Here is a 25,695-nt window from a genome sequence, read left to right as displayed (position 1 = left end):
GGCTAGTTTTCTTTTTCATTTCCTGAACTTCCTTTTTGTATCCATTGCGCAAAAGTTACTGCGCGTTTTGCTTGGTAGCGGACCGCGTCGCTAACATCAGTTTGCATTTTACCGGAGAGGTCAACCGCCACCGAGGTGCCGTAGGGATTTCCACCAGCAGCATAGAGCACTGGGTCGGTGTAGCCCGGGGCCACAACAACGCATCCCCAATGATACATGGTGGTGTAAAGCGCGAGGATTGTTTCTTCCTGCCCTCCGTGTGGATTGACAGCGCTCGACATTGCCGTAACTACTTTGTTCGCAAGTTTACCACTTTGCCATAGCCCGCCCGTTGTATCGAGAAACTGTTTCATTTGCGCAGGTAGATTTCCGTAGCGTGTGGGCATGCTGAAGATGTAAACATCAGCCCACTCTAAATCATCAAGCGTTACCTCCGGAATTTTCGCGGTGGCTTCGAGATGATTCTTCCATGATTGATTACTGTTAATTGCTTCCGCAGGGGCTAACTCCTTCACTTTCAAAATCCTCACATCCGCACCTTGCTTCGTTGCTCCCTCACTGGCCCACTGCGCTAATTGATAGTTCGTTCCTGTTGAGCTGTAATAGATTACAGCAACTTTTATTTTATGCATAGTCTTTTTTGCGTAAGAGAGAAAAACGGATGCCACGACTGTGCATTATTTACATCGAGATAATGTACGGCAAGTTTTCTTCGACAACGCGCGCACGCTTATTGGGAATGACCTTCTGTGTATTTGCTTGTAACGCTCGAAAATATAAACTGAAGGCGAGCTGATCCGCGTCATAGGATACATCATCAAGCGTGATCGGTTTATTTTTAGCTACATCTGCACGTAGTTTCAGTCCTTCAGAAATACAAATCGGCAAACCTGCATAGTGCTGATGATCTTCAATGCGCTCCAGACGACCAATAGTCTTCTCTCCATTCATGCCATCCAATATGTCCCCGCGTTTAAGGTCCTTCTTTGCGTATGAGAACACATTCATCTTCATGCCATGGCGTGGGTGTAGTCGCGCTGTACCATTGAAATAAGCTTCCATCATACAAGCTGTAGATTCGATGTGCCCAGCAACATATGGCCTGTGGAAAACATAGAACGGTCCTTCACCTAGACCTTGCTGCCGAAGAAGTTCCTGCTGGAATTTTAAATCTGTGTGTGCTACGACCGCAATACCATTTAACGATTCTCCCGAGGGAATACAATCTACCATCGGAACTATGTCTTGTGTTACAAGATGAAGGTCGTAAGCAGTAATGACATCTTTTTGCGTATGAGCGACACGTGTAGGCTGCGTTGCAGCTTTCCCTGAAATTGAATTGGCCAGGATTGCCATTTGTATCTTGATGTCGGTATCTATATCATCGGTATTAATGTGATGACCATGCTGCGATCGATCTGTCTCACGAACAATTTTTAACGTAGGAAGTACGTTGTCAAAATTCGGAATGAAGGCGCCTGCCAATACGATATCGAGCCCCCACAGGTCTATTTCGTCAATCAGATTTTGGAGCGCCGCCGCAGGGGTACCATCGCACGTTGAATATACTACACCTTGTTCATTCCCTACTTGAAGTAACAACGGACCGTACATGAGATCCGCCTTCGCATTCATCATCACAACATGCTGATGATGCTGGAGCGCTTTCAATGCATGTGCCCCACCCTCGGCAATGGAATCCGTGCACTCAACCATCACGTTGATTAATTCTGAAGAGACAACAAGTTGGGCATTGTCGGTGACGGCTAATCGTCCTCGCTCGATCGCGCGATCAAGTCCTTCCAGGGAACGGACGATTTCGTAATCTCTGTTAAGCCATTTTGCACACGCAACTGCTTTCTCAATATGATGGTCCACAATAACAACGGGGCGCATGCCCGGTGTCGCGAAAACTTGATATATAATTCCTTTTCCTTTTCGTCCACATCCAATTACTGCAACTCGTATATCTTCTTTTAATGACAAAAGTCTTTTCTTCAAAGGCATCATATGATAAAAAGTGTTTAGCGGGGATTAGCGTGAATAACAACCGTAAAATAAGGTGCCAATCAACGGTGCAATTTTCACATGAGTTGTTGCAAATTTATCATGTTAAAATGCCTGGTGATACGTGTGAATTGGTGGATCACATTCCTACTCGCGGCTTTGTCGCGATGATCCGTTCCGTATGATTCCATCCGACACGCTCCCATTATCGGTGCGGCAAAACGCCTGCCTTTGTAACAACGTGTGCTGAGGTAAGAGGCTCCGCTTGTAAAAATTTAAACCTGTGTAAGTCTTTGTATTTCAGTGGATAAGATTGGAATTACGGAGTCACTTTGATGTACAAGGCTTGCGTTCATAACCATAATACATACATTTACGTAATTAATCATCGATATGAAAGGAACGAACCTTGGCGAATTCGAAGAGCTGGTTTTACTTACCATTGCGGCATTGATGAACGACGCCTATAGTGTTGCTATTTGTGATGAGCTTGAGAAGCGCACAGACCGGGATGTCAAACTTGGTGTGGTACATGCCGTGTTAAACCGACTGGAAGAAAAGGGGCTGGTGAAAAGTAAACTCGGCGAAGCGACGAACGTGCGCGGTGGAAAGCGTAAGCGTTATTATTCTATCACCAGTGCCGGCAAGGCGTCGCTACTGAAGGCGAAGGAAGTACGTGATCAGTTGTGGAGTATTATCCCAGACCTTGCCCTAAAACTCAACGTATGAGCTACACGCCGCGACCGCCACGATGGGCCACGCGATTTCTGGCGTGGTACTGCAGACCAGAATTACTCGAGGATCTAGAGGGCGACCTACATGAGTACTTTGACCGCCATGTGAAGGCCAAGGGTGTACGTCGTGCAAAATTGATTTATGTGATTGACGTGTTCAAGTTCTTTCGCTCTTATACTGTACGCAAACCAGAATTTATTAATCTTTTAATCCATTGGGTTATGATTGGAAGCTATATCAAAACATCGGGTAGAAGCATCGTTCGCAATAAAATGTTTTCGACGATCAATATTTTCGGATTGGCGATAAGTATGTCTGTTGGATTACTGCTCATTGCCTTTCTCGCTGACTTAAACTCGTATGACCGTATCCACACAAAAGGAGACCGTATTTATCGACTTATCGATACGCACGTCAATAAACATCACGGGAAAAGTATTGAACTCGCATCCACATCCGTTGTTGCACCACGCCGGATAAAAGAAGAATATGCTGGAATTGAAGACCTTGTGTTAATGCGTTCAGGCTTTGGCGGCGATGCCGAAGTAAACGATAAAGTCGTGCCTATAGAAGGAATTTGGTCTGATGACTCCTTCTTCAATGTATTTTCTTTCAAGCTTTTAAAAGGTAATCCGCGTACGGCATTAAAGGCTCCATTTTCAATCGTTCTTACCGAAAAAGAAGCGAATCGAGTCTTCGGCGATGATGATCCAATGGGAAAGACTATACGCATGAAGGACGATAGTGAAAAAGGTTTTTCTGAGTATCTGGTGACAGGGTTAATGGAGGATCCCCCAAAGTTTTCACATATCCGGTTTGGCGCACTTGCCTCGTTTGCAACGCTCGATATCTTAAAGAAAAACGAAGAATATTTTCTCGAGTGGCAAAATGTGTGGTCCAATTACGCATACATCGTTTTACCTGAAAAGAGTTCGACAGAAGATTTGCAATCCTATTTAGATAATCTCGCGAAAACAGAGAACGAAAAAATGCCGGATGTCAGCATCACCTTTACGCTGCAACCTTTCTTTGACATCGCTCTTGGAAAAGATTTGAGCAATCAACTAGGGCCGACGATGCTTTCGTCTGTGATGTGGATAGTGAGCGCCCTTGCCGTTGTTGTGATCCTTTCAGCTTGTTTTAACTATACGAACCTTTCCATTGCGCGCTCCATGCGTAGATCACGGGAAGTAGGGATTCGCAAAGTGATCGGCGCGTTAAGGTCGCACGTACTCGCGCAGTTTATTGCTGAAGCGGTGATCATTTCATTCTTAGCATTGGTTCTGTCATTTGGAATTTTCCTAATTCTCCGTCCGGCGTTCCTGTCGTTGTCGTCTGAGTTGTCGAACTTGGTCACGCTAGATCTCACGCCTTCTGTGGTCGGTTATTTCATATTACTGGCCGTCATTGTTGGTCTTGTGGCTGGGATACTTCCAGCGCTGTTCTTTGCAAAGATTAAGGCTGTACAGGTACTGAAAGATGTCTCGTCTATCAAGGTCTTCAAGAATGTTGCCGTGCGGAGACTTTTAATCGTAGCACAGTATACGCTCTCCCTTGCTTTCATTGCAACAACCATGATTGGCTATGAGCAATACAAATATTTCATTGCATTCGATCTCGGCTATAAGACGGACAACATTTTGAATATCCGCCTTCAGGGAAACAATCCCGATGTGGTGAGCAAAGCGATGCAGGAAATTCCGGAAGTATCGAGAATATCGCGTTCGATCATGGTAACAAGTACTGGAAGCTACTATGGCAACATGATAAAATATCAAGGCGATTCTGTCGATATCAGCTACAACACAATTGATGAACATTACCTGCCTATTCATGGTCATAAGTTTCTTGCCGGTACAAATTTCCGATATCAGCAAAAGGGTGTAGTAGAACACCAGGCGATCGTTAACGAGAAACTGGTATCCAGACTGAAGATGGGGACACCTGATCAAGCTGTTGGAGAAAGATTTCAAATCGACACGGTAAACTATCGTATTGTTGGTGTGCTCAAGGATTTTCATTACGGAAAAGTTGATAGCAAGATTGATCCGTTTATATTTAAATATTCCAATGAAGATGTATCGTATTTGAATGCATCCATCTCATCTAAAGATTGGATTGCAACCATGGAGAAAGTTGAAGAAGCTTGGAAAAAGGTTGACCCAATACACGCGCTGGACGCTAAATTTTACAGCGACAAAATTCAAGAGTCGTACAATCAGTTTCAAGTCATGGTAAAAGTGATTGGCTTCCTTGCCGTGCTTGCGATTACAATTGCGTCCATGGGATTGCTCGGTATGGTTGTATTCACAACGGAAACAAGAACCAAGGAGATCAGTATTCGTAAAGTTTTAGGCGCAAGTGAAGGAAGTCTTATCTATTTGTTAAGCCGTGGATTCATCTTGCTTCTTTTGGTTTCGGCTGTTATTGCGCTGCCGTTAACATACCTCCTATTCACCAACGTAATTCTCCGTGAATTTGTATACACGGCGCCAATCGGCATGTTTGAATTGTTTGGCGGATTGGTTGGTATATTAATCATCGCGATGATCATGATCGGATCGCAGACGATTCGGGTGGCGCGTGCGAATCCTGCGAGTGTGTTAAAATCCGAGTAACGAAATGATTTTAATTTAGAACAACGATCTCGAACCAATAGCGAATAAATGTTTCGATCTTTTGACGCGTCTCATCGTATGTCACAGGTTTTAGAATGAAGGAGCTGGCTCCGGCGTCATAGTACGATCGCGTAAGACCCGCGTGTGAAATGTCGCCGAGGATGACAACCGGAATTGATTTGTAATACGGATCAGTCTTCAATTGTTTCAGCAATGTAAGAGGATCAGAGGGGGCTGCCTTTTGATTCATGATGATTAAAGAAGGCAATTGAATGTCGGTGTGACGTTGCATCTGAAGAAACGCAATGAACTCATCGCTATTGGTAACAAAGTCGATGGCTATGCGCCGTTCAGCCTGAGCGAAAAATTCTTTCGAGATGTAACGATCGTCGGGATCGTATTCTAACATTAATACGCGATGCATGTGACGATTTTTAAGATAAATTCAATCGATAATCTACTATTAATTCAATCCATCCACTAATTTTAACCATAACGTTTTCATTTATGACGCTCAATGGTTGGAATCGTTTTACGTTGAGGGTTCCTATTCAGCCAATGCTAAAGACTTATACCACGCATGGGCTACACGCGAAGGACTCGAGCGGTGGTTCTGCGACAAACAATATTCTCAAGGAAGATGACACAAGGTTCGCACGCATGAACCAGCCGCGAGGGGATGGCATGGATACACTGACGACAACGAAGAGTGCAAGCAAGTGACGGAAGCAAACGGCGTTGACCTTTTTCAATTTCTATTGACATGCAAATGCCTTGTTTCGGTTTCTTTATAAGATGAATCGACGTTCTACCTGACGATTTGAAGTCCGTAAAGGAAGGCGGAGTGTATTTACGCAAACAGAGACCTAGCCATTGGACGCGTCGTAACTGTGTAAATACACACTGACACACTACAATGTTAAATGCATATTTGTCCGCCCGCATCAGAAAATGCGACATTGTATCGGTCTGTCGTTTATCTTAGTGAACGTTACACTTTAATTTATAAGTCATGATGGTTCCTTTAAGTAAATGGACGTTTACAATTTTTCGCTGCGTCACACTACTGCTGATCTGTGCGAGTCAGGCTCCTGTGAACACCGCGGCTCAACATGCTTTCCCTAACGCGATTATACCAGCGCCGGTGTCCGTGGCGTATCAGCAAGGAAGTTTTCAATTAGGGTCGACAACCATCATCGGTGTTCAAGTGAAGCATGCGGAATCGTCTACCATCGCCGCCTATCTGGCAGATAAAATCAAAGTAGCAACGGGATTCCATCTAAAGATCGTTACATCCGGAGAGTCATCGATCCAGTTTGTGATCAATCCAAAAGCTGACACGAAGCTTGGACGCGAAGGATATACACTGCACGTGACAGAGAAGAAAATTACGGTAACGGCTAACAGTGGAGCTGGGCTTTTTTACGGCGTACAAACACTTTTACAGTTACTTCCGAAAGAGATCGAAAGCACCAAGGTTGTTTCAAAAGCATGGCATGTTCCCGTTGTTTCGATCACGGATTATCCGAGGTTCGCATGGCGTGGCATGATGCTCGACGTGAGTAGACACTACTTTTCCAAAGCGTATGTAAAATCTTTTATCGATCGGATGGCGCGTTATAAATTTAATCGCTTTCACTGGCATCTTACGGATGATCAAGGGTGGAGAGTAGAAATAAAAAGTCTTCCAGAACTTACGCGTGTTGGTGCATGGCGTGTTCCGCGAACAGGAACTTTTGGAGACAATGCGCCACCGAAACCTGGTGAAGTAGCTTCTGACGGTGGCTTTTATACGCATGAAGATATCAAGGAGATTGTACAGTATGCACGTCAGCGATATATTGAAATACTTCCAGAGATCGATGTGCCTGGGCACAGCATGGCGGCCATTGCCTCTTATCCATCACTAAGCGTTACCAACGATACGTCTATTCGCGTAAGCCCGGGGAGTGATTTCTCTGAGTGGTATGGGGACGGAAAATTTGAAATGTTTGTCGACAACTCTCTCGATCCTACCGATGAGAAAGTTTATCAGTTTCTGGATAAAGTATTCAGTGAAATCGCAGGGTTGTTTCCATTCGAATACATCCACATGGGAGGCGACGAATGTTACAAAGGATATTGGGAGCGAGATGCTGGTGTTCAAGCTTTCATGAAGAAGAAAAATATTACCAACAGTCATGAGCTGCAGAGCTATTTTGCAAAACGAGTCTCTAAGATTTTAGCAGCTAAAAAGAAGAAGATGATTGGCTGGGACGAAATCCTGGAAGGGGGACTTGCTCCCGGCGCCGCCGTGATGAGCTGGCGTGGTACGAAGGGTGGAGTTGAAGCCGCACATCAAAAGCACTCAGTGGTCATGAGCCCCGCCCCTATTTACTATCTCGACATGATGCAGGGCGACGCGTCGATTGAACCACCGGTTTATAGTAGCGCTCGATTACAGGACGTTTATGCGTTCGATATTCTTCCAAAAGAAATCGATTCCACCTACGTGCTGGGTGGGCAAGGTAATTTGTGGACCGAGCAAGTTCCGACACCGGCGCAAGTTGAGTACATGGTTTATCCGAGAGCGTTCGCGATTGCAGAATCGATGTGGTCACAGAAATCTAAAAAGAACTGGGGAAATTTTGTTGAACGCGTGGAAGAGCATTTTGCAAGGTTCGACGAAGCCAAGGTGAACTATGCTACAAGTTTATACGATCCGCTCATTAAGATCACTAAGGGCGACAGTGGAATTGAAATCGCACTGTCAACAGAGGTGGAAGGTTTAGACCTTCATTACACCATCGATAACAGCGTTCCGAATCAATATCATCCACGCTACGAAAAAACTATTGTACTGCCTCCCGATGTCGACTATTTCCGTGTGATTAGCTATCGGGACGGGAAGCCACTCGGGCATTTGATCACTTTGAAGAAGGAGGAAATAGCGAAACGAGTTCAGAAGAAGTAGGTCATTTAAATTTGTCTTCCCACAAACTGATATCTGTCTGTTTTTGAATCTTCCCGTTTTTTATCTGCTCAGATAGCTTGCTGTTCATGGGGCCTCTCGACGTGAGGTGATAATATCCGCAGTCGTCGCATTTATAAACGGCGATAGGACCGCTACCTGCGCCGACTTTGAACCGGACCCACGTTTCGATGAGACCATCTTCGGCCATCTGTTCTGTCGCGTAGATTTTTTTTCCGGTACTGCAAGGCATCTACAAAGATAATCATATCGACCTTTCGGTAACAACGACCGATTCACTGGCGGCTGGCATTCGTTTTTTCGATCCCCTGCCATGGATCTAACTACCCAAATTGTTTGGCTTTTATTGTTGGGCTTGCCTATTGCATGTATTGCTTGGACAGTAACGCATGAAGAAGTTTTTCGTGAACCGAGGGAATTTTGCATTAAGCAATCAAAGACGTGCAAGACAATGCCCGCACGCAAATTCTACTATCTATTCACCTGCGAATATTGCTTCAGCCATTACGTTACGATAGTTATTCTCGCGATCACTAAGTTTCAATTGCTTCTATTCGATTGGCGAGGTTATATTCTTGCAGGATTCGCCCTCGTGTGGATCGCCAATACATATATGAGTTTATATGCGTATATAAAAGTCGACACCAAGAAAGAACGTATCATCGCCGAAAAGGAAGAGAAAAGCATCCATGGCGAATAGGGATTTCGTTCGTCAAGCGTTCTTTTCAAATGACGTGTTGCGTACGAAAGTTTTGTAATTAAAAATAACCAAGGCCACTACAATGAGCCCGTAGCCGATCCATTGAAGCTGCGTTGCCTGCTCCTTAAATACTACAAATGCAACCGTAAAGTTGATGATCGGATTCAGATACATTAATATACCGATTGTCGCAGCATTAATCTTATTGAGTGCATAAAGGTTTAAGAATAGCGGTATTACTGTAAACAGGATGGCGATGATGAGAATCACTCCATAGAAGAATAATTCTTGTGGCATTTCACCGACGAGATAAGGATAAAAGAACGACAGGACAATCAATGCGAACAACACTTGAATGCCCAGTACAATGATGCGATCGAAGCCTTGGTTCTTTCGTTGTGAGATCAGGTATAGCGCATACGTGAAGGCGGTCAACACACTATAACCAAGTTCTGCTGTTGAACTGAATGCCATCACCATACAGCTTATCGTACACAAGCCAACCGCTACCCACTGATGCTTCTGCATGCGTTCCTGAAGTAATATATACCCAAGAACGGCTGTGATGACAGGGCAAATGAGATATGAAAATGAGGCGGTTTTAATATTTATATTGTTGACAATATAAATGAACGTGAGCCAATTTATTGTTAACAGTGCGCCACCAGAGAGTGTTAGAAAGATTGTTTGCCGCCGAAGTTTCGGTGTGAGCGACTGGTAAAGCGTTACATTTTTAGCGTATGACTTTCGCCTGAAAATAAGAATCGCTGCGAGCAGCACGACCATAGAAAACAAGATTCTAAAGTATAGGATCTCTCCCGCTTGGTGCTCACGCAAAGCTCGCAGTGGTATTGAGAAAAATCCCCAGATAACAAAAGCTGAAATAGCCGCGCCGTAGCGCCGTTGGTGGTTCATATGAAAGGGCGAAAGATACAGAATAGTATTGCTGTTGAAAATTCTCGCGTATCATCACGATTGCCGGTGCGGACTTCGTTTTTTCATCATCGCGTATTTATTTGCTCTGCTCGTGGCTATACAGTATAAGGTGAACTTCGAGGCGTTCTTTAGCCTATAAAATTCGGTCTGCAAATCACGAGTCGGTGTAAGATTTTCAGCGGAAAGGAACACCCAGCGCTACGTGGGCCCTAAGTATTTGTACTTGTAAACCGGCAGTATGCAATAATTTGAAAGCCAAAAAGCACGAAACACGTATTTCTAAAAAGCGTGCGTAATGCAAAAAGAACGTCAGGAATAGGTCATTAATAACGAACACCTTTGTATCACTAACCCCTAGAAATGTTATGAAAAAATTGCTGTGTGCCGTTGTGATGCTGACCTTGATTGTGTCAGTAAGTTGTACAGATTCTTCGTCTTCATCCCAAACTGCGGGTGCATTTGGTGAAGCTAAAAAAGTATCGGAAGCGTGTTTTGATCGTAAGATGACGCAATGGTATAAGTCGTTTAACGATTACCAATCAGCCGGGTACGATATGGACACAGCGGATAAAAAAGCGTTGGCCGATGCGATGATGGCATGCGAAACTTGCATGGGCGAGCAGGAACAAGTCGAGGAATAGCTTCCCGAAATCTTCCCCACAACTCGCTTAAAATATGAATGGCGTCGCGCTATTGCCAGCGATTTGAACATCAGTAAAAGGCTGGCCCGCCTGGCACTGATTTTTTTCAAGACTTCACATCTTGAGAAAACCACATATGAAAAAGTTCAGATTCAACAGTAGCCCATGGATCGTTCTTGCGTTCATGTTAATCATGGGATGCGTCCCTGAAGACGATGAAATAAAAGAAAGACCCGACGACATCATTGCAACCAAGCCATGTCAGACACTTTATCGAAGTATCATCGACATGTTCCCCGAATACAAAAACAATCAGGGAAAACACGAAGCTCTCTTTAGCGACACGGTGCTTAAGCAAATTGTGCTCACGAAAGAAAGTGAAGTGTACATCACCTTCATATCAGAAGGCGCAGGATATTCAAATTCATTTGGATATTATACATACAATAAAAACACAGCGATTCAGAACGCAGATCAAATCGAGAAGACGATCATCTTCCCCAATGTATCCGATCGTATTTTGAATCAGGGTGATATGTTGCAAATTGGCGAAGGAACTTTTCCTGCAGGCACAGTAATCGGTTTCTTTCTTGTCTTTCAAGGTTGGGATCACGGAGCCATTAACTACGACAAGCCAATTGTATACACCAACTATAATTTGAATGCTGGAAGTCATCAACAACATATCTTCTTCAAACAAAAAGATTGTGGCGATTATGTGTTGGCATTTGAAGATCAACCACTCGATGATAATGCCGACTTCGATTTCAACGATATGATCTTTACCGTTGCCGACAATAAGGACGAGTTGGAAACCACCTCATTCCAATTACAGGATTTACCGCAGCTGTAATTTGTCTTCACACTGTTGGCTATGCGTAATTTCGCGCGTTTCATAGCCAACAGTAATACAACGCTGTTCCAATGAAAGCGGGCAATGCTTATATTTGGTGCATGAAAAAGTTTTACCTCATCATTGCACTTTTTGTATTGTTAGGCTGTAAGGAAAAGGCAGTTCCTGTAACACAAGAATCTCTTCAGACTGTTCTTACAAAATTCGGAAGTGAAAATCCAGAGAATCGTGTTACGATCAAAACGAGTTTTGGTACAATCAAACTGAGACTATACGAAGATACGCCGTTGCATCGCGCTAACTTTGTAAAGTTGATTAAGGAAGGTCATTATGAAAATGCCGACTTCTATCGTATTGTATCTGAGTTCATGATCCAAGGCGGAGATTTGACAAACAAATTGAACTACCGTATTCCTGCTGAATTCAACAGCAAATATTTCCATAAGAAAGGTGCGCTGTCGATGGCGCGCACAGATGAAAATAACCCCAAATTTCAATCGTCTGCAGCCGAGTTTTTTATTGTGCATGGGCAACGGTATGCCGATTGGGATATTGATGGAGAAGCGCGTAACAATGGCTTAACATTAATGCCCGAACAACGTGCGGCCTACCTAAAAGATGGAGGATACATGTCACTCGATACGCGGTATACTGTATTCGGTGAAGTAGTGGAAGGCCTAGAAGTTGTTGATAAAATTGCTTCTCAGAAAATTTACAACGAAGATAAACCCGTGCAGAAAATTCCTTTTGAGATAAGTGTATCGAAGGAATAGTACATCGTGTTACCTGAAAAGTCCGGTGCATTTTTCATTTTCATCGTTTAATAACATCCTGATCCGGTCGATCACTAGGTTTACGTAGCGCAAATACGAACCTTTGTGTGAAATTGGTAAGGTATGATCTCGACTATTTTTATCGATACAGACACGGAGCGAATGTTTCCCATCAGCGGCAACACACGAGAAGCGGTAGCAGAGTTTGTAAAGAGTCAGATAGACCTGTCGTTTGTGGTACTTTGTTCCCAGGAGAAAATAAAAATGCTCAAGCCTGATCTGAACGAAGAACAAGTAGAGCTCATACTCTCCCGACTCTTGACATTACCTTCTCTTCGTCGAAATGATTTAGGGCCTTATCAAATCTGTGTCGACGAAATCTATCAGAACTTACTTAGTAAAAAGGATTTTGTTGTTACAGGTTGGGCTGCGTTATTCAACGCTGAGAAGCTTACCTATCTATATAATCATAAGAAAGTAATTCATTCCTTTGAAGATACGCTTGAGCACGAGTTCTTGAATGTATACAACAGTTTTACAACGCTGTTGTCTGGCGACTCAATGCGCCACGATGCAATTGCGGAACGGTAGACCAAGCACCTTAGACTTTTATACCCTCTCTCTATACCCCATGACACTGCTTCCATATTGGAGGCAGCGCATGGGAGTAAAATCGCGTTGATCTAATCTAAATTTCTTTGCTGAGTTTCTTGCTTCTTTGATGCGCCGTTGTCTGTGTCTGAGATTTTTTCTGCGCCTGGCGTTGGTTTTATCTCGCGACCATTTCGTGTTGCATACGCGTAGGTAAATGCGGCCCCGTATAATAAAATGAGTCCGGAATAAGATACCCATAACATAATGAGAATGACAGAGCCTGCAGCACCATACGTTGACGCGGGGTCGCTCTTTCCGAAGTAGAGACCGAGTGCAAATTTTGCGATCACGAACAGCACGGCAGTTACTAGCGCTCCAGGCCAAACCTCTCGCCAGCGAATCGTCGCGTCGGGAAGAAATTTGTAAATCGCGGCGAATAGTAGGGTAATAACACCAGCGGATACCAGTAGGTCTGCTCCTCTAAAAACAATTAAAAGTGCTTCGGAAATATGGACGGCTACCCAATCACTGAGCGCAGTAAGTCCTGCCGAGATCACAAGAGACACCAAAAGCAAAAAGCCGATTGCGAGTATAAGCCCGAATGAAAAGAAGCGATCGCGAATGAGTCTCAATAATTTTTGTTTCGGTTTAGGTTTTACGTTCCAAATCTTATTGAGTATTTGCTGGAGTTGATAAAAAACACCTGTTGCTCCAAAGAGTAATGTTCCAATGCCAATAACGGATGCGATCGTCGATTCTTTACTCGCGCTTGCATTGGCAACAATTTCTTGAACATCTTCCGCTGTGTCGCCGCCGACAAGTCCTTGAATTTGTGTTGCAATTTGATCGGTTACCGCTTCGTATCCAAAGAAGTAGCCTGCGAGGTTGATGATGATTACCAGTAATCCTGGTAGCGAAAAAATCGTGTAGTAAGAGATAATGATGCTGTTGTTGAAAGGCTCATGATCATTCCAAATGGTGAAAGCTCTTTTGAAATGTCTTGAGAAGGATTTGATTTTATTCCACAGTTTTGCCATACCATGACACTATAAAAAAAGCCGCCCATGGAGGACAGCTTCTTTTAATGACGAATGTCAACAATACATGCCACTACAATGATGAACCATTATTGTTGCTGGTATTATTGGCGTTATTGTTTTTAGCCTGGCTCTTTAAGCTTCGGCTATGTCCGCTGTTTTCGCCGCCTTTTCTACCGATCATGGCCATGTGTTCGCGATTTTCGCTTACAACTTGTCCTCCTTTTCTTCCGATTGCAGCCATGTGCTCACGATTGTTGCTAACGGCCTCTCCTCCTTTTCTCCCGATGGCTGCCATATGCTGCCGATCATGACTAACCGCTTCACCACCTTTGCGAGCGATCATTCTTTGTTGTTCAGGATCCATGGAGGCAAAACCACGGTTTGATGTTTCTTTACTAGGGTTTTGGTCTTTTCTTGCCATACAATTAACGTTTAGGTTGATCGAAAATTTAGTTAATCTCGGTTTTGTCGGTGTGGCTAAAAAACTATGCCGCCTCCCTGGAAGGCGTTATCTGCTACAACTTGTGTATAATAGCCACACACTGGGCAATGAGGAATTCACACAACAGAATTTACATGTTTTCCTTTTAATTTCCCAAATGCTAGATCGATGTTTAAACCTACTCCTTGCTGACTGCGCTGGTGTGATTAACCTTAGAACGAACGGATTGTTTCGCTAACGGAAGGAAAATCTTGAAGGTCGCCCCGTTTTCTAACTGACCATGCGCAGAAATAAGCCCGCCGTGGTTTTCAACGATCTTTTTGACTATCGCTAATCCAATACCTGTTCCTTCAAAATTTCTTCCATGCAAGCGCTGGAATACACCAAAAATCTTGTCGCGGTACTGATTCTCGAAGCCGATGCCGTTGTCAGCGAATTCTATGCAAGCATAGTCTTCATGAGGCAAGGTAAGTTGTCCATCCAACTCGTAAGATGAAACTGGTTTCTGACGAATTGTTATTTCAGGGGTTCGATCTCCTGAAAACTTCAATGAATTGCTGATGAGGTTTTGAAACAATTGGCGCATTTGCCCAGGAACTCCCTCGATCACTGGCAAATGATCAATCTTAATTACGGCATTCTTTTCTTTAATCGTAATCTCTAAATCTTCACTGATACGACGAATAACTTTAGCAAGATCGACGTGCTCTTTCGGTACGCCATTATTCGACAACCGTGATAATGTTAACACGTCTTCGATTAAGGTCTGCATACGGTTCGATGCAGAGATCATTTTCTGTAAATATGCGATCTCTCCGCCTGTCAACTTATCTTCTACTTTTGAATGCAGAATGTTTCCAAATGCCTGGATCTTTCGCAATGGCTCTTTCAAATCATGTGACGCAACAGAAGCAAATTGAAGTAGATCGAAGTTAGAACGTTCGAGCTGTGTATTGCTTTCTATAAGACGCCGCGATGTATGCTGTAGGTCTTCGTAATTTTTGGCAATGAGTGTTGCATCTTTTTTACGGTCCGTAATATCGGTGTGTGTTGAAATTAATCCATCGAGCATTTTAATGAGCGTCACCTCATACCAACGGTCTTGTCCCTCATGGTAAAATTCAAATGTCTTTGTAGTGCCTCGTTCAACTACCTCTATATACTGTTGGAAATATTGTAACGGGAACGCGGGAAAAGCCTCCATCATCGTTTTTCCCGTTAATGATCCCTGGCGGACATTGAAGAATTTTTCAGCTGCATGATTCACGGCGAGGTATTCAAAGTCTACAATCTCTTGATCACTGTTGCGAATGGCGCGTTTCGCCGTTATGCCGCTAATGGATGATTGAAACACGCCTTCGATGATGCTACTCAATCTCTTCGATTCGGTAGCGTCTACGAATGTGATTACAACACCATCCGATTTATTTTCCTTTCTAATGAAGGGGCTGATGCGCATCAGGTAGAACTTCTCGTTTCTCACTTGTACTTCCCGATCAATGGAACTTTGCGTCGCCATCACTTGCTTAATGTCTTCACTTAAATTCAACTTGGGAATATTGTTGGTGATATCTAGGATTGATCTGCCAATATCTGATTCAATGAGATTCACCATCGCTGTGGCCGATGGCGTGAACCTGCGAATGCAAAAGTTTCCGTCGATGAGTATCTGTCCTATATCCGAATTCTTAAAATAGTTATTAAGATCATCATTAAGACTATGAAGCTCTTTTATTTTGGCCTGGTGTTCCGCACTTACCGTATGAAGTTCTTCGTTGAGTGATTGCAATTCTTCGTTAGTACTTTGAAGTTCTTCGTTCGTAGAGATCATCTCCTCATTGCTAGACTGAAGCTCTTCATTCGCTGTTTCCAGTTCTTCAATGACGGCTTGCAAGTTTTCACGCGTGTCAATAAGCTCGCGCTCTAGTTGTTCAAACTGTTCTGCATTTGCTTCAATGTGATCCGTTGAAGGCCTTACACTTCGCGGTTCTGTATGTTCTTCTTCTAATATGATTGAGATGAAGGGCTGACGAAATTCATTTTGCGTTAGATATGGTTTGATGATAATATTAACGAGGCGCACCTGGTTATACTCGTGAACAATCACACGTCGCATCACGAAACGTTCATTTGTAGCGATAACTTTTCGCACTCCTACCCCTAATGCTACGGCAAGATCAGGTGGTACTAATTTCAGTATGTTGAAATTAAAATTGTCTTCAGGAAATGTGAGGAAAGCCTTGTAGCTACCAATGGCTTGTTTCACGTTGAATTCTTTATCAATAAAGATCCCTGCGAGCTTACGCTCTTCCAGTAACGTATCGCGGAAGATGTCGCTTAAATTCGAGGATATCGTTTTTAACTGTGGTTTTAATTGCAGCTGCTTAAAGTCTGGTGTGCCCATGATCATCTCGTGATCAATAACACCTGACTTTGAAGTGCAACGATATATTTTCCACTTCCTGCTTACTTCGTGCATGGCAGGTTGAAGTGGTCCGATGCTTTCGCTTGGACCGAGCATTAGGAATCCCTCAAGGTCGAGCGCGAAATGGAATTTCTTTAAGATATTTCGTTGCAGCGTAGCGTTCAGATAAATGAACATGTTTCTGCAACTCACTAGATCGAGGTGGTTGAATGGCGGATCTTTGAGTACATTATGATTTGCAAATACAACGTACTTTCTCAGATCAGCTGTTACCCGATAGTAAGTACCATCGGACGTGAAATATTTTTTAAGCAGGTCTGCAGGAATATCTTTCTCAATTGTTTTTGAATACACTCCTCGAGAGGCAATTTCCAACGCGTCGGTATCGATATCTGTTGCAAACACTTTTAGGTATTGCGTTGAACGTTGCTTCGCCGCGAAGTACTCCAGGAATTGAATCACAATCGAATATGCTTCTTCGCCACTGCTACACGCAACGATCCAAACTTTGATGACGTCTTCCTTACCCTTCTTGTCTACGATCTCCGGAATAACAGTACTTTTTAACAGTCTGAATGCTTCAGGGTCGCGGAAGTATTTGGTTACATTGATCAAGAACTCCTTGCTTAAACGAGTTACTTCCTCTTCGTTCTGTTGGAGATAGTTTTGATAGTCCGACGCATCATTTATGCCCAACTCCGACATCCGTTTGGCAAGTCTCCTAAACAACGTTGGCCTTTTATAGTGATTGAAGTCGTGGCGTGTCTTGCGTTGTATTTCAGCCAGTATACCTTTTAAGATTCCTTCATTGAGTTGGTTCTGCTCATTCAATGAACGTACTAATGGAGTTTCTTGCAGATATTCTACAAGCTCTTCACCAATGATCTCTGGGGGAAGAATAAGATCGCATGTTACGCCATTGACTGCGCTGTTTGGCATGCCGTCGAACGCGGCAGTAAGGGGATCTTGTATAACAACTACGCCTTTCTTCTCCTTAATCGCTTGAAGACCGCGCGTACCATCGCTTCCGGTGCCGGACAAAACTATTCCCACAGCTTTACTCTCGCAATCTTCTGCAAGCGATTCAAAAAAAACGTCAATCGCGTTATTGGGAATTTTCGTCTTGAGTTTTTCGTCGACAACAAGCTTGCCATCGCGAATGGTTATCAACTTTTTGCTGGGAATGACATAAATGCAATTTGCTTCTAAGGCCGTACCATCGACTGCTTCCAGCACTTTCATGTCGGTGTGCTTGGCGAGCAATTCACCCATCATGCTCTTGTGGTCAGGCGATAAATGTTGGATAACAACAAATGCGAACCCCGTGTTGGTAGGCATGTAATCAAAAAGATCGTGAATCGCCTCCATCCCACCGGCTGACGCTCCGATACCCACTACGTATTGAGCGCTACTATTTTTCTGAAAATTTGATTTTCGACTCATTCTAAATTCATTTCAACGTATGCTATGCCACGTTTTAATTTCTAATTGCCAATATTTAAATTGTGAATATGCTTAACATACTTTTGATTGAAGACGATCAAGATGACATCGATCTGATGCAAGATGCGCTGAACGATAACAGCGTTGATTGTTCTATAATGGTGATCAAGCAAGGCGATAAGGCAATCCCTTACCTTGAATCGTGTAAAAAATTCCCCGACGTGATTCTCTTGGACTTGAACCTGCCCAAAATTCACGGAAGAGAGATACTCGATTCCATTAAATCTTCGCATAGTTTTAAAGATATTCCTGTGGTTATTCTGACCACCTCTTCTTCGAAAGAAGACATAGAATCGTGTTTAAAAGCTGGTGCCAATTCGTTTATCACCAAACCTTACACGGTTGACGGATTTAAAGAAACCGTATCTGCTATTATTGAAGTAGCGGAAGGAAAATATACATCCGAACGGACAATACAAACGAAGTAATCGGATAGCTCACATCAAAAAGCAAATGGCTATTGCTTGTCGATTCAACATCAACACAAACAATAGCCACAAGTTAAATTATTAACAGGCTTACTGCATGCGATCTAAGTCGCCCATGTCTTTCCGTTACCAGCTTCTTTCAGAGGAACGCAGCCTTTGTATGCGCCAGGTACGGCTTCGTATTGCAATACTTGCGTCGCTCCTGCTTTCGACGTAAAGAAACCTAACAAGGTCAGCTCTTTGGTCATCAATATAAAGGGTCTCTTCGCCGGACGATTTTCGCTGTGCTCTGTGGCAATTGCTTCGTCGTGAACTTTCTTTACAAAGGCAGCTTGATCATCGGCGCTCAGTTCAATGAATGGATCACCATACTCGGTATTGGCGTCTTCATCAAATTTCTTCAAACCATCCATGAAGCGCTTCTGATCTTCTTCGCTGTAAACGTCTTTCAACATCAAGTCGATAAATTCAGGAACACCAACTTCTTTTGCGCCAGGTGTATCTGTTTTCGGAATAATGATTTCAGATACCTGCGATATGAGTGTAGCTTGTTCTTGTGATAAATATGCTGGCTTCCAGTTGATGCTTGGTTTAGCTGTGCATCCTTTGAGTATTCCAGCCAAGGCAGGTGCTGAAATAACACCGCCCATAATCCATGCTGTACGCTTTAATGCTTCGCGACGATCCATGTTATAATTTTTTATAGCGTGAGTAAATGCTTTCGTTTTAGTTGCTGAATTACAAGTTCTGACGGTTAAGTTCTTTCACCGCATAATCTACCGCTCGCGCCGTCAAGGCCATGTACGTTAATGACGGATTTTGACAGGCTGAAGACGTCATGGCAGAACCATCAGTCACGAACACATTCTTGCATGCATGAACTTGATTCCACTTGTTCAACACTGAGGTCTTCGGATCTTTACCCATCCGCGCGGTGCCCATCTCGTGGATACCTAAACCAACACCGATTTTGTTATCGAATGTATGAACGTTCTTATAGCCTGCGGCCTCCAACATTTCTGCCGCGTCGTTAGCCATATCTTTACGCATCTTGTATTCGTTCTCACGTAAATCTGCATCGAACGTAAGCGTGGGCAATCCGTACTTATCTTTAAGTTCTTTGTTGAGTGTCACCTTGTTTTCGTGGTAAGGCAATATCTCACCGAATCCACCCATACCGATAGACCACTGTCCTGGCTTGCTTACGGTTTCTTTGAGTTGTGCACCGAGACTTAATTCAGATACGAGGCTGGTCCAGCCTTGACGACTAGCACCACCTTGATAGCCAAAGCCGCGCAAGTAATCACGCTTGTCACCTCCCATATTTCGATATCGAGGAATGTAGAAACCATTGGCGCGACGTCCGAAGTAATATTGGTCTTCAAAACCCTCTACAGAAGCACCGGCACCAACGCTGAGATGGTGATCCATGATGTTGTGACCAAGCTCTCCACTATCATTGCCGAAACCATTCGGGAAGCGATTGGAGATTGAGTTCATCATAATGAATGTAGATCCGAAAGTAGATGCACAAAGGAATATCACTTTTGCATAGAACTCAGTTTGTTCCCCAGTTTCAGCATCTAATACTTTTACGCCGGTAGCTTTACCCTTCTTCTCATCGTAAATCAATTCATAAACAATGGAGTTCGGGCGGAGCGTCATGTTGCCGGTCTTTTCAGCCTCCGGTAATGTTGATGACACGCTACTAAAGTATCCACCATAAGGACAACCTCTTGAGCACAGATTTCGGAACTGACATGTACCGCGTTGTGGACTGTGATCTAGTTTCGCTGTAGCATGCGCCGTGCGTCCTATTGTAACAGGACGACCAAATTTGTCTTTAACTTTTCCTTTGAGGTCGAGCTCTACACAGTTCAATTCCATCGGCGGAAGAAAATGTCCATCAGGAAGATGTTCAATACCATCTTTGCTGCCACTAACACCGATCCACTTCTCTACTTTATCGTACCAAGGTGCAAGATCTTCATATCGTATAGGCCAATCAACTGCGATACCATCTTTGGCGTTTGCTTCAAAGTCCATCGCGCCAAGTCTGTAACTTTGTCGGCCCCACATGATTGAGCGACCGCCAACGTGATAGCCTCTCATCCAGTCGAAGCGTTTTACTTCGGTGTATGGATTTTCTAAGTCGTTTACAAACCAGTGTTTAATATCTTGACGAACGGTGTAACCAGTCCGTGCTTGTTTTGGCTGCTGCTTTAGATCTTCGCGTGTTGCTTGACCAGCATAAGGTAGTTGCCATGGATCTTTTGTCGCTGTTGGGTATTCAGGATGTTTCACCATTCTACCCCGCTCTAGTACGAGCGTTTTCAAATTATTCTTGGTGAGCTCCATCGCGGCCCAGCCCCCGCTAATACCAGTACCGACCACAATGGCGTCGTATGTGTTGTTCTTTGCTGCTTCCGTGTTTAGGTTCATAGCCGAATTAAATTCCTTAAAGTTAGGATATCCACAATTCTAATGGCGCAATTTATATTAACGGTGAAATATAATTACAATCGATTCGGCACGATTTATTACACCGCGAAAAATAAAATCATCGGCAACGTTATTTCGAAACGCTGCCTTGATCCTGTACAATAAAATAATACTAATGAAAAATGATGCGCCTAAGCGTTGTGTGTGCGGACACTAATTCGCTTCGATCAACTCAGAAAGCTCGATCCAGCGCAAGGTCTTCTCGTCGATCGCGTTACCAATGCGTTCTATTTCCGCCGACCACGCTTGAAGTTGCTTGTGATCAGTAGACCCTCCGTTGAGTTTTTCAATCACGTCCTTCTTCTCACGTTCAAGTTTGTCGATCTCGCCCTGAAGCTTTCCGTATTCCTCTTTCTCTTTGAAAGATGCTTTACGCTTTTCGGTCGTCTCTGCTTTCTTTTCAGCGGGTGCATCCTGTTTTTTAACAGGCGCTTCTACTTGCTCATTCTCCTCGAGCCAATCGCGGTAGTCAGAATAGTTTCCGTTGAATAATCTGATTTGCCCATCACCTTCAAATACAAAAAGCTGATTAACCAGATGATCCATGAAGTAACGATCGTGCGATACAAGCAGTAGACAGCCCGTAAATTTATCCAGGAAGTCTTCCAGCACGTTGAGGGTATCAATATCAAAATCATTGGTAGGCTCATCCAAGATCAAAAAGTTTGGATTCGTAACCAACAGCTTAAGCAATTGCAGTCGCTTCTTCTCCCCCCCGCTTAACTTGTTGATGTAGTTGTATTGCTTCTCCGGTGGAAATAGGAATGAGTCTAGAAATTTCGACGCGGAAACTTGTGATCCATCGGAGAGTGTAATGAATTCAGCAATCTCTTTCACCTCTTCGATCAAACGATTATTCAAATTAAGACTGATTGCCTCCTGTGTAAAGTATCCGAATTTTGTTGTAACACCGCGGATCACTTCACCACTATCGGGTTGCAGTTTTCCGGTAAGCATATCCAGGAACGTTGATTTACCGACACCATTTTTTCCAACAACGCCGATACGATCGTTCTTTTTAAACACGTACGAGAAATCGGAGACAATGGGAAGTGAGCCGTAACCTTTCGTGATATGTTCTACTTCCAAAATCTTTCCGCCTTGACGCGCTTCTTTAATATCAAGTTCTAACTTTTCCTTTCTTAAATCTTGAGACGCCTTTTCTTGGAGATCATAAAACGCTTCAATACGATACTTCGCCTTTGTACCGCGTGCCTTCGGCTGACGACGCATCCAATCGAGTTCTTTCTTCAATAAGTTGCGCGCTTTCGATACTTCCGCTTTCAGGATTTCTTCGCGTTGCTCCTTCTTTTCGAGGTAGTACGCATAGTTGCCCTTGTACCGGAAAAGCTGACCACGGTCGAGTTCAATGATTTCTGTCGCCACACTGTCAAGGAAGTAGCGATCGTGAGTCACCATGATCAACGTGATATTTTGCCCCGACAAGTAATTCTCCAGCCATTCAATTGCCGTAAGGTCCAAATGGTTGGTGGGCTCATCCATGATCAATAGGTCTGGCTCTTGAAGTAAGAGTTGTGCTAAGAATATTCTTTTCTTCTGACCTCCAGAGAGTTGTCCAAACTTTTTATCCAAGTCTGGCACACCCAATTTACCGATCACCTCATGAACTTTCGCTTCGTAATCCCAGGCCTTAAGTTCCTCCATACGCTCAAGTACGACCTGCATGCGATCGCCAGTTGATTCCGGATGCTGAAGACAGTACTCATATTCCTTTACTACTTTAGCAATTTCGTTTGACTCGCTGAATAACACGTCTTTAATGATCGTGTCTTCAGGTACTGATGGCTGTTGTGTGAGGAAGCCTAAACGAATACCTTGACGAAGACTAACCCGTCCGCCATCTGGCTGAATTTCACCGGTTAAGATCCGAAGAAGCGTTGATTTCCCCACGCCATTGTTTCCGACAAATGCAAACTTCTCTCCCTGCGAAATGCCCAGGGTCACGTCCCGAAATAACCATTTGTCGTTGTAGGTTTTGCCAATCGATTCTGCTGATAAGTAGTTCAAAATGAAAAGTGTTTAAGGCGGCAAAGGTAGGCAAAATGTGTTGAAGTGTTGGTGTGTTGAGGTCGTCAAGTTGGAAATGTAATGGCGAACAACCTCTACTTTTGGCGTCACTAGCACCGTTACGCAAGCACCTACCGACAACTATGTGATTGTTTCCGCTAGTTCACTTCGATTTCGCGTCCTTGTCCATTTAGCCAAGCCTGGCGCAATTTATAATCCGCTAATTCCGTGGTTGGATACTCGCCACTATACGACCATATTTCTAAATGGTCTACGAGTCCATCGACGAGATGAACGATTGCTTCGGCGGCAATTTCCAGGCTTGTTGACTTAATCTCAAGACCATTGATGGCGGTTTTGTCTGTGACTAATCGATGGTTTTCAATTTCTTCGGCATGATCAAATTTCACAAAAAGCCCAACGCCTGTGTAATCAAAGTTTTTCTCCGTTAAGAACGCAATTTGCGCCCTTGCTTGTTGACCCAATTCGTCGCCGTCTAACAACAAGTCAAGTATGTCTGCTATGTACTTTGATTTAATCATCTGTCTTTCTCATCGGCGGCCAGACCTGTGCGTGTCTTGAAGTGCGACCATTCTAATCGACTGCAAGTTATCAATTTTTATGATCGCTCCCCGCGTTTCCGCCTTGTATGAAAGATATCGGTTGCAAATTTTAACTGCGCTTCGATAACGTAGCCAATAGATTTTCTAAGTTCACCATCGACATTTTAAACCCTTCTGTGAAGCCCATCTCAATCAGCTTCTCCATTCGTTCGAGAGACTCATTGTAGATGGTGATATTTACTTTTGTTGTTGAATTTTCTTCGCTGAATTTGTAATCCCAATCGGAACCTGGCAATTGAGGATTTTCATCTTTGTCGGCAAATGAATTGAACATCTTGAAATTCGTTTTCGGGGTAATGGAGGTGAATTTCTGAAGCGCCCAATACTCCTGCCCATCAGGACTTACCATGGCATAAAATCGTCGGCCTCCTACGCGGAAGTCCATCACTTTAGTTTTCGATACGAACGGTTTGGGAGCGACCCACTGATCTAGGATTTCGGCTTTCGTAAAAGCATCCCAAACCAGCGACAAGTCCGCATCAAATTCTCTTGTGATGTATACCGTCTTAGCAGCTTTGTCAACGGTAAAGTCAAACAGCAATTGGCTATTCATTTTGTTTTTTTAGGTTTAATGATATATATCCGCAACTACATGATTGCGAATATAATTGCAACTATATAGTTGCGCAAGTATTTTAATGATTCTTTTTCGTAAACCTCATCGTGCTAAACATTCGGTGGACCGTCTACTCCATTGCGCTTTTTGCTATTGCGATAAATGCAGTTGAATTTCTAGGCGCAGGTTGTTCGTAGGTGATATAGCCGAACTCCGTTCCACAAAATTTCATGAGTTTAGCTAACAAATCATTCTCCGTAATATCGTCCGTGTTGCAGCCGAGTCCAACGATTAAATTGTTATCATCTGTAAAAAAACAGTTTGCGAAACGAGGCTCCGCGTCGTGCAAATTCTCCCAATAAATTGTATATGGAATATTTACATTGATTTCCAAGTACTGAATTACCTGGTCAGCAAGATAAAATTCCATTTCAGTGTCGCCCTTATATTGTGGCACTTCATATATGTCGACCTGTTCTTTTCTGTGAGGAACGAACGTATTTAAAAACTTGTCGACGAATTTCTTTGTTCTGTCATTCGTCAGAACATAACAGTCTGCATAATAACCCATATCTTTTTGTTTGAATGACGCGCAACAACTTGTCGTTAGCAGGTACTGCCTTGTTTATTTCACTGAATCTACTTTCAAGTCGACTATCCTATTGAATCCTTTATAATCACCGTAGTCTCTTTCAACTGAATTAATTTCGCCTTTTTCCAGCAACTCACTCAATTCATTTTTGGTGTAGTAGAATTCTTGCGCTATAAAATGGTCTTGATCATCCATTTTAGTAATGAAACCAAAGTATTGGAAAACATTCGGGTAAACTATTACGGTATCGCTCTGAATGCGAGCAACTCTCAAAAAGAAGTAGTAGGTACTATCATTTACGTCTTTCCGCATCAGATAAACATCTCCAGCTTTGGGATCGGCAATGAAAAGTGCCTTTTCCTTTTGGGTATTAATATTTCCAACTACGAGTGATCCAATTAATATCAAAAAAAACAAAACCCCTGCGTATAGATAAATCGGCGTTCTAGTGACAGACTCGAAATGCTTTGCACGTGGATTGTAGTTATTTGGCTTTCCACATTGCGTGCAGCGACCTTCTGTTTCCTTGTCACCGACGGGAAAAATCGGGATCCAAAACAAATGATAATAGTCTCTGAATATTTCAAATTGAACGCCGATCGAATTGCAACTTGTACAACTTCCTACGTGATCAAACGCTTTTTTGATTTTAGCCCTTTTTCTTCCAAAAATAAAAATCATATCGCAAACTGTTCAATAATATTAGTGCTCAAGGAATTCAAATTGGT

25 protein-coding genes are annotated in these 25,695 nt (G+C 43.4%); 10 read left to right on the top strand and 15 right to left on the bottom strand.

Annotation, left to right across the window (positions count from 1 at the left end):
• Positions 1-2: 2 nt before the first annotated feature.
• Positions 3-632, bottom strand: coding sequence for an NAD(P)H:quinone oxidoreductase (gene wrbA / locus DQQ10_RS14660; RefSeq protein ID WP_112747638.1), 630 nt, complete (start codon positions 630-632; stop codon positions 3-5).
• Positions 633-681: 49 nt separating this feature from the next.
• Positions 682-2,001: a homoserine dehydrogenase gene (locus DQQ10_RS14655; protein WP_165823939.1), complete on the bottom strand. Its 1,320-nt coding sequence runs from the start codon at positions 1,999-2,001 to the stop codon at positions 682-684.
• Between the two features lie 399 nt (positions 2,002-2,400).
• Between DQQ10_RS14655 and DQQ10_RS14650 the strand changes: the two genes are divergently transcribed.
• A complete protein-coding gene (locus tag DQQ10_RS14650; protein ID WP_112747636.1) occupies positions 2,401-2,736 on the top strand; it encodes a PadR family transcriptional regulator in 336 nt (111 codons plus the stop codon).
• A complete protein-coding gene (locus DQQ10_RS14645; RefSeq protein ID WP_221409737.1) occupies positions 2,733-5,360 on the top strand; it encodes an ABC transporter permease in 2,628 nt (875 codons plus the stop codon). Before DQQ10_RS14650 ends, DQQ10_RS14645 begins: the two co-directional genes overlap by 4 nt.
• Before the next feature lie 10 nt (positions 5,361-5,370).
• On the opposite strand, the gene DQQ10_RS14640 is transcribed toward DQQ10_RS14645, so the two are convergent.
• Positions 5,371-5,784 (bottom strand): response regulator, encoded by a 414-nt coding sequence (locus DQQ10_RS14640; protein WP_112747635.1) that lies wholly within the window; start codon positions 5,782-5,784, stop codon positions 5,371-5,373.
• Between the two features lie 83 nt (positions 5,785-5,867).
• On the opposite strand from DQQ10_RS14640, the gene DQQ10_RS14635 reads away from it, so the two are divergent.
• Both DQQ10_RS14635 and DQQ10_RS14630 read left to right on the top strand, forming a co-directional pair.
• Entirely contained in the window at positions 5,868-6,083 is a 216-nt protein-coding gene (locus tag DQQ10_RS14635) for a hypothetical protein (RefSeq protein ID WP_112747634.1), read from the top strand.
• 289 nt (positions 6,084-6,372) lie between these two features.
• On the top strand, positions 6,373-8,313 hold the full coding sequence (locus tag DQQ10_RS14630; RefSeq protein WP_112747633.1) for a beta-N-acetylhexosaminidase: 1,941 nt from the start codon (positions 6,373-6,375) through the stop codon (positions 8,311-8,313).
• Between the two features lies 1 nt (position 8,314).
• Here DQQ10_RS14630 and DQQ10_RS14625 read toward each other — a convergent pair whose 3' ends face one another.
• Positions 8,315-8,563 carry a hypothetical protein gene (locus DQQ10_RS14625; protein WP_112747632.1) on the bottom strand — a complete coding sequence of 83 codons (249 nt, stop codon included), beginning with the start codon at positions 8,561-8,563 and terminating at the stop codon, positions 8,315-8,317.
• An 81-nt stretch (positions 8,564-8,644) separates the two neighbouring features.
• Between DQQ10_RS14625 and DQQ10_RS14620 the strand changes: the two genes are divergently transcribed.
• Positions 8,645-9,031: a hypothetical protein gene (locus tag DQQ10_RS14620; protein WP_112747631.1), complete on the top strand. Its 387-nt coding sequence runs from the start codon at positions 8,645-8,647 to the stop codon at positions 9,029-9,031.
• Positions 9,032-9,043: 12 nt separating this feature from the next.
• Here the strand turns inward: DQQ10_RS14620 and DQQ10_RS14615 are convergent, their stop codons facing one another.
• Positions 9,044-9,946, bottom strand: coding sequence for an EamA family transporter (locus DQQ10_RS14615; protein WP_112747630.1), 903 nt, complete (start codon positions 9,944-9,946; stop codon positions 9,044-9,046).
• A gap of 386 nt (positions 9,947-10,332) precedes the next feature.
• Between DQQ10_RS14615 and DQQ10_RS14610 the strand changes: the two genes are divergently transcribed.
• From DQQ10_RS14610 to DQQ10_RS14595, 4 genes are all read left to right on the top strand, one after another.
• Entirely contained in the window at positions 10,333-10,608 is a 276-nt protein-coding gene (locus DQQ10_RS14610) for a hypothetical protein (protein WP_112747629.1), read from the top strand.
• Between the two features lie 136 nt (positions 10,609-10,744).
• A complete protein-coding gene (locus tag DQQ10_RS14605; RefSeq protein WP_112747628.1) occupies positions 10,745-11,461 on the top strand; it encodes a DUF4114 domain-containing protein in 717 nt (238 codons plus the stop codon).
• A 101-nt stretch (positions 11,462-11,562) separates the two neighbouring features.
• Positions 11,563-12,234 carry a peptidylprolyl isomerase gene (locus DQQ10_RS14600; RefSeq protein ID WP_112747789.1) on the top strand — a complete coding sequence of 224 codons (672 nt, stop codon included), beginning with the start codon at positions 11,563-11,565 and terminating at the stop codon, positions 12,232-12,234.
• Between the two features lie 123 nt (positions 12,235-12,357).
• Complete coding sequence (locus tag DQQ10_RS14595; protein ID WP_112747627.1) at positions 12,358-12,825, top strand: hypothetical protein; 468 nt, start codon at positions 12,358-12,360, stop codon at positions 12,823-12,825.
• A gap of 92 nt (positions 12,826-12,917) precedes the next feature.
• Here the strand turns inward: DQQ10_RS14595 and DQQ10_RS14590 are convergent, their stop codons facing one another.
• From DQQ10_RS14590 to DQQ10_RS14580, 3 genes are all read right to left on the bottom strand, one after another.
• The gene (locus DQQ10_RS14590) at positions 12,918-13,865 is read right to left on the bottom strand and encodes a YihY/virulence factor BrkB family protein (RefSeq protein WP_112747626.1); all 948 of its coding nucleotides are present in this window, start codon (positions 13,863-13,865) and stop codon (positions 12,918-12,920) included.
• A 73-nt stretch (positions 13,866-13,938) separates the two neighbouring features.
• Positions 13,939-14,289 carry a con-10 family general stress protein gene (locus DQQ10_RS14585; RefSeq protein ID WP_221409736.1) on the bottom strand — a complete coding sequence of 117 codons (351 nt, stop codon included), beginning with the start codon at positions 14,287-14,289 and terminating at the stop codon, positions 13,939-13,941.
• 199 nt (positions 14,290-14,488) lie between these two features.
• Positions 14,489-18,178, bottom strand: coding sequence for a chemotaxis protein CheB (locus DQQ10_RS14580; protein ID WP_112747625.1), 3,690 nt, complete (start codon positions 18,176-18,178; stop codon positions 14,489-14,491).
• 68 nt (positions 18,179-18,246) lie between these two features.
• On the opposite strand from DQQ10_RS14580, the gene DQQ10_RS14575 reads away from it, so the two are divergent.
• Entirely contained in the window at positions 18,247-18,666 is a 420-nt protein-coding gene (locus DQQ10_RS14575) for a response regulator (protein WP_112747624.1), read from the top strand.
• A 104-nt stretch (positions 18,667-18,770) separates the two neighbouring features.
• Here the strand turns inward: DQQ10_RS14575 and DQQ10_RS14570 are convergent, their stop codons facing one another.
• The 7 genes from DQQ10_RS14570 to DQQ10_RS14540 all read right to left on the bottom strand — a co-directional run bounded on the left by DQQ10_RS14570 (position 18,771) and on the right by DQQ10_RS14540 (position 25,648).
• Positions 18,771-19,355, bottom strand: a complete 585-nt coding sequence (locus DQQ10_RS14570; protein ID WP_221409735.1) for a gluconate 2-dehydrogenase subunit 3 family protein — start codon at positions 19,353-19,355, stop codon at positions 18,771-18,773.
• Between the two features lie 49 nt (positions 19,356-19,404).
• Entirely contained in the window at positions 19,405-21,108 is a 1,704-nt protein-coding gene (locus DQQ10_RS14565) for a GMC oxidoreductase (RefSeq protein WP_112747623.1), read from the bottom strand.
• 213 nt (positions 21,109-21,321) lie between these two features.
• Positions 21,322-23,196, bottom strand: a complete 1,875-nt coding sequence (locus DQQ10_RS14560) for an ABC-F family ATP-binding cassette domain-containing protein (RefSeq protein ID WP_112747622.1) — start codon at positions 23,194-23,196, stop codon at positions 21,322-21,324.
• A gap of 158 nt (positions 23,197-23,354) precedes the next feature.
• On the bottom strand, positions 23,355-23,738 hold the full coding sequence (locus tag DQQ10_RS14555) for a hypothetical protein (RefSeq protein WP_112747621.1): 384 nt from the start codon (positions 23,736-23,738) through the stop codon (positions 23,355-23,357).
• A gap of 130 nt (positions 23,739-23,868) precedes the next feature.
• Complete coding sequence (locus DQQ10_RS14550; protein WP_112747620.1) at positions 23,869-24,372, bottom strand: SRPBCC family protein; 504 nt, start codon at positions 24,370-24,372, stop codon at positions 23,869-23,871.
• A 133-nt stretch (positions 24,373-24,505) separates the two neighbouring features.
• The gene (locus DQQ10_RS14545) at positions 24,506-24,946 is read right to left on the bottom strand and encodes a hypothetical protein (protein ID WP_112747619.1); all 441 of its coding nucleotides are present in this window, start codon (positions 24,944-24,946) and stop codon (positions 24,506-24,508) included.
• Positions 24,947-25,000: 54 nt separating this feature from the next.
• Positions 25,001-25,648: a hypothetical protein gene (locus tag DQQ10_RS14540; RefSeq protein WP_112747618.1), complete on the bottom strand. Its 648-nt coding sequence runs from the start codon at positions 25,646-25,648 to the stop codon at positions 25,001-25,003.
• Between the last annotated feature and the right edge of the window lie 47 nt (positions 25,649-25,695).

Origin of the sequence: Pseudochryseolinea flava (assembly GCF_003286915.1) — a bacterium.
Lineage (GTDB): Bacteria > Bacteroidota > Bacteroidia > Cytophagales > Cyclobacteriaceae > Ohtaekwangia > Ohtaekwangia flava.
Note: the sequence above shows the minus strand (reverse complement) of the source record. Positions and strands in the feature narration are given on the sequence as shown.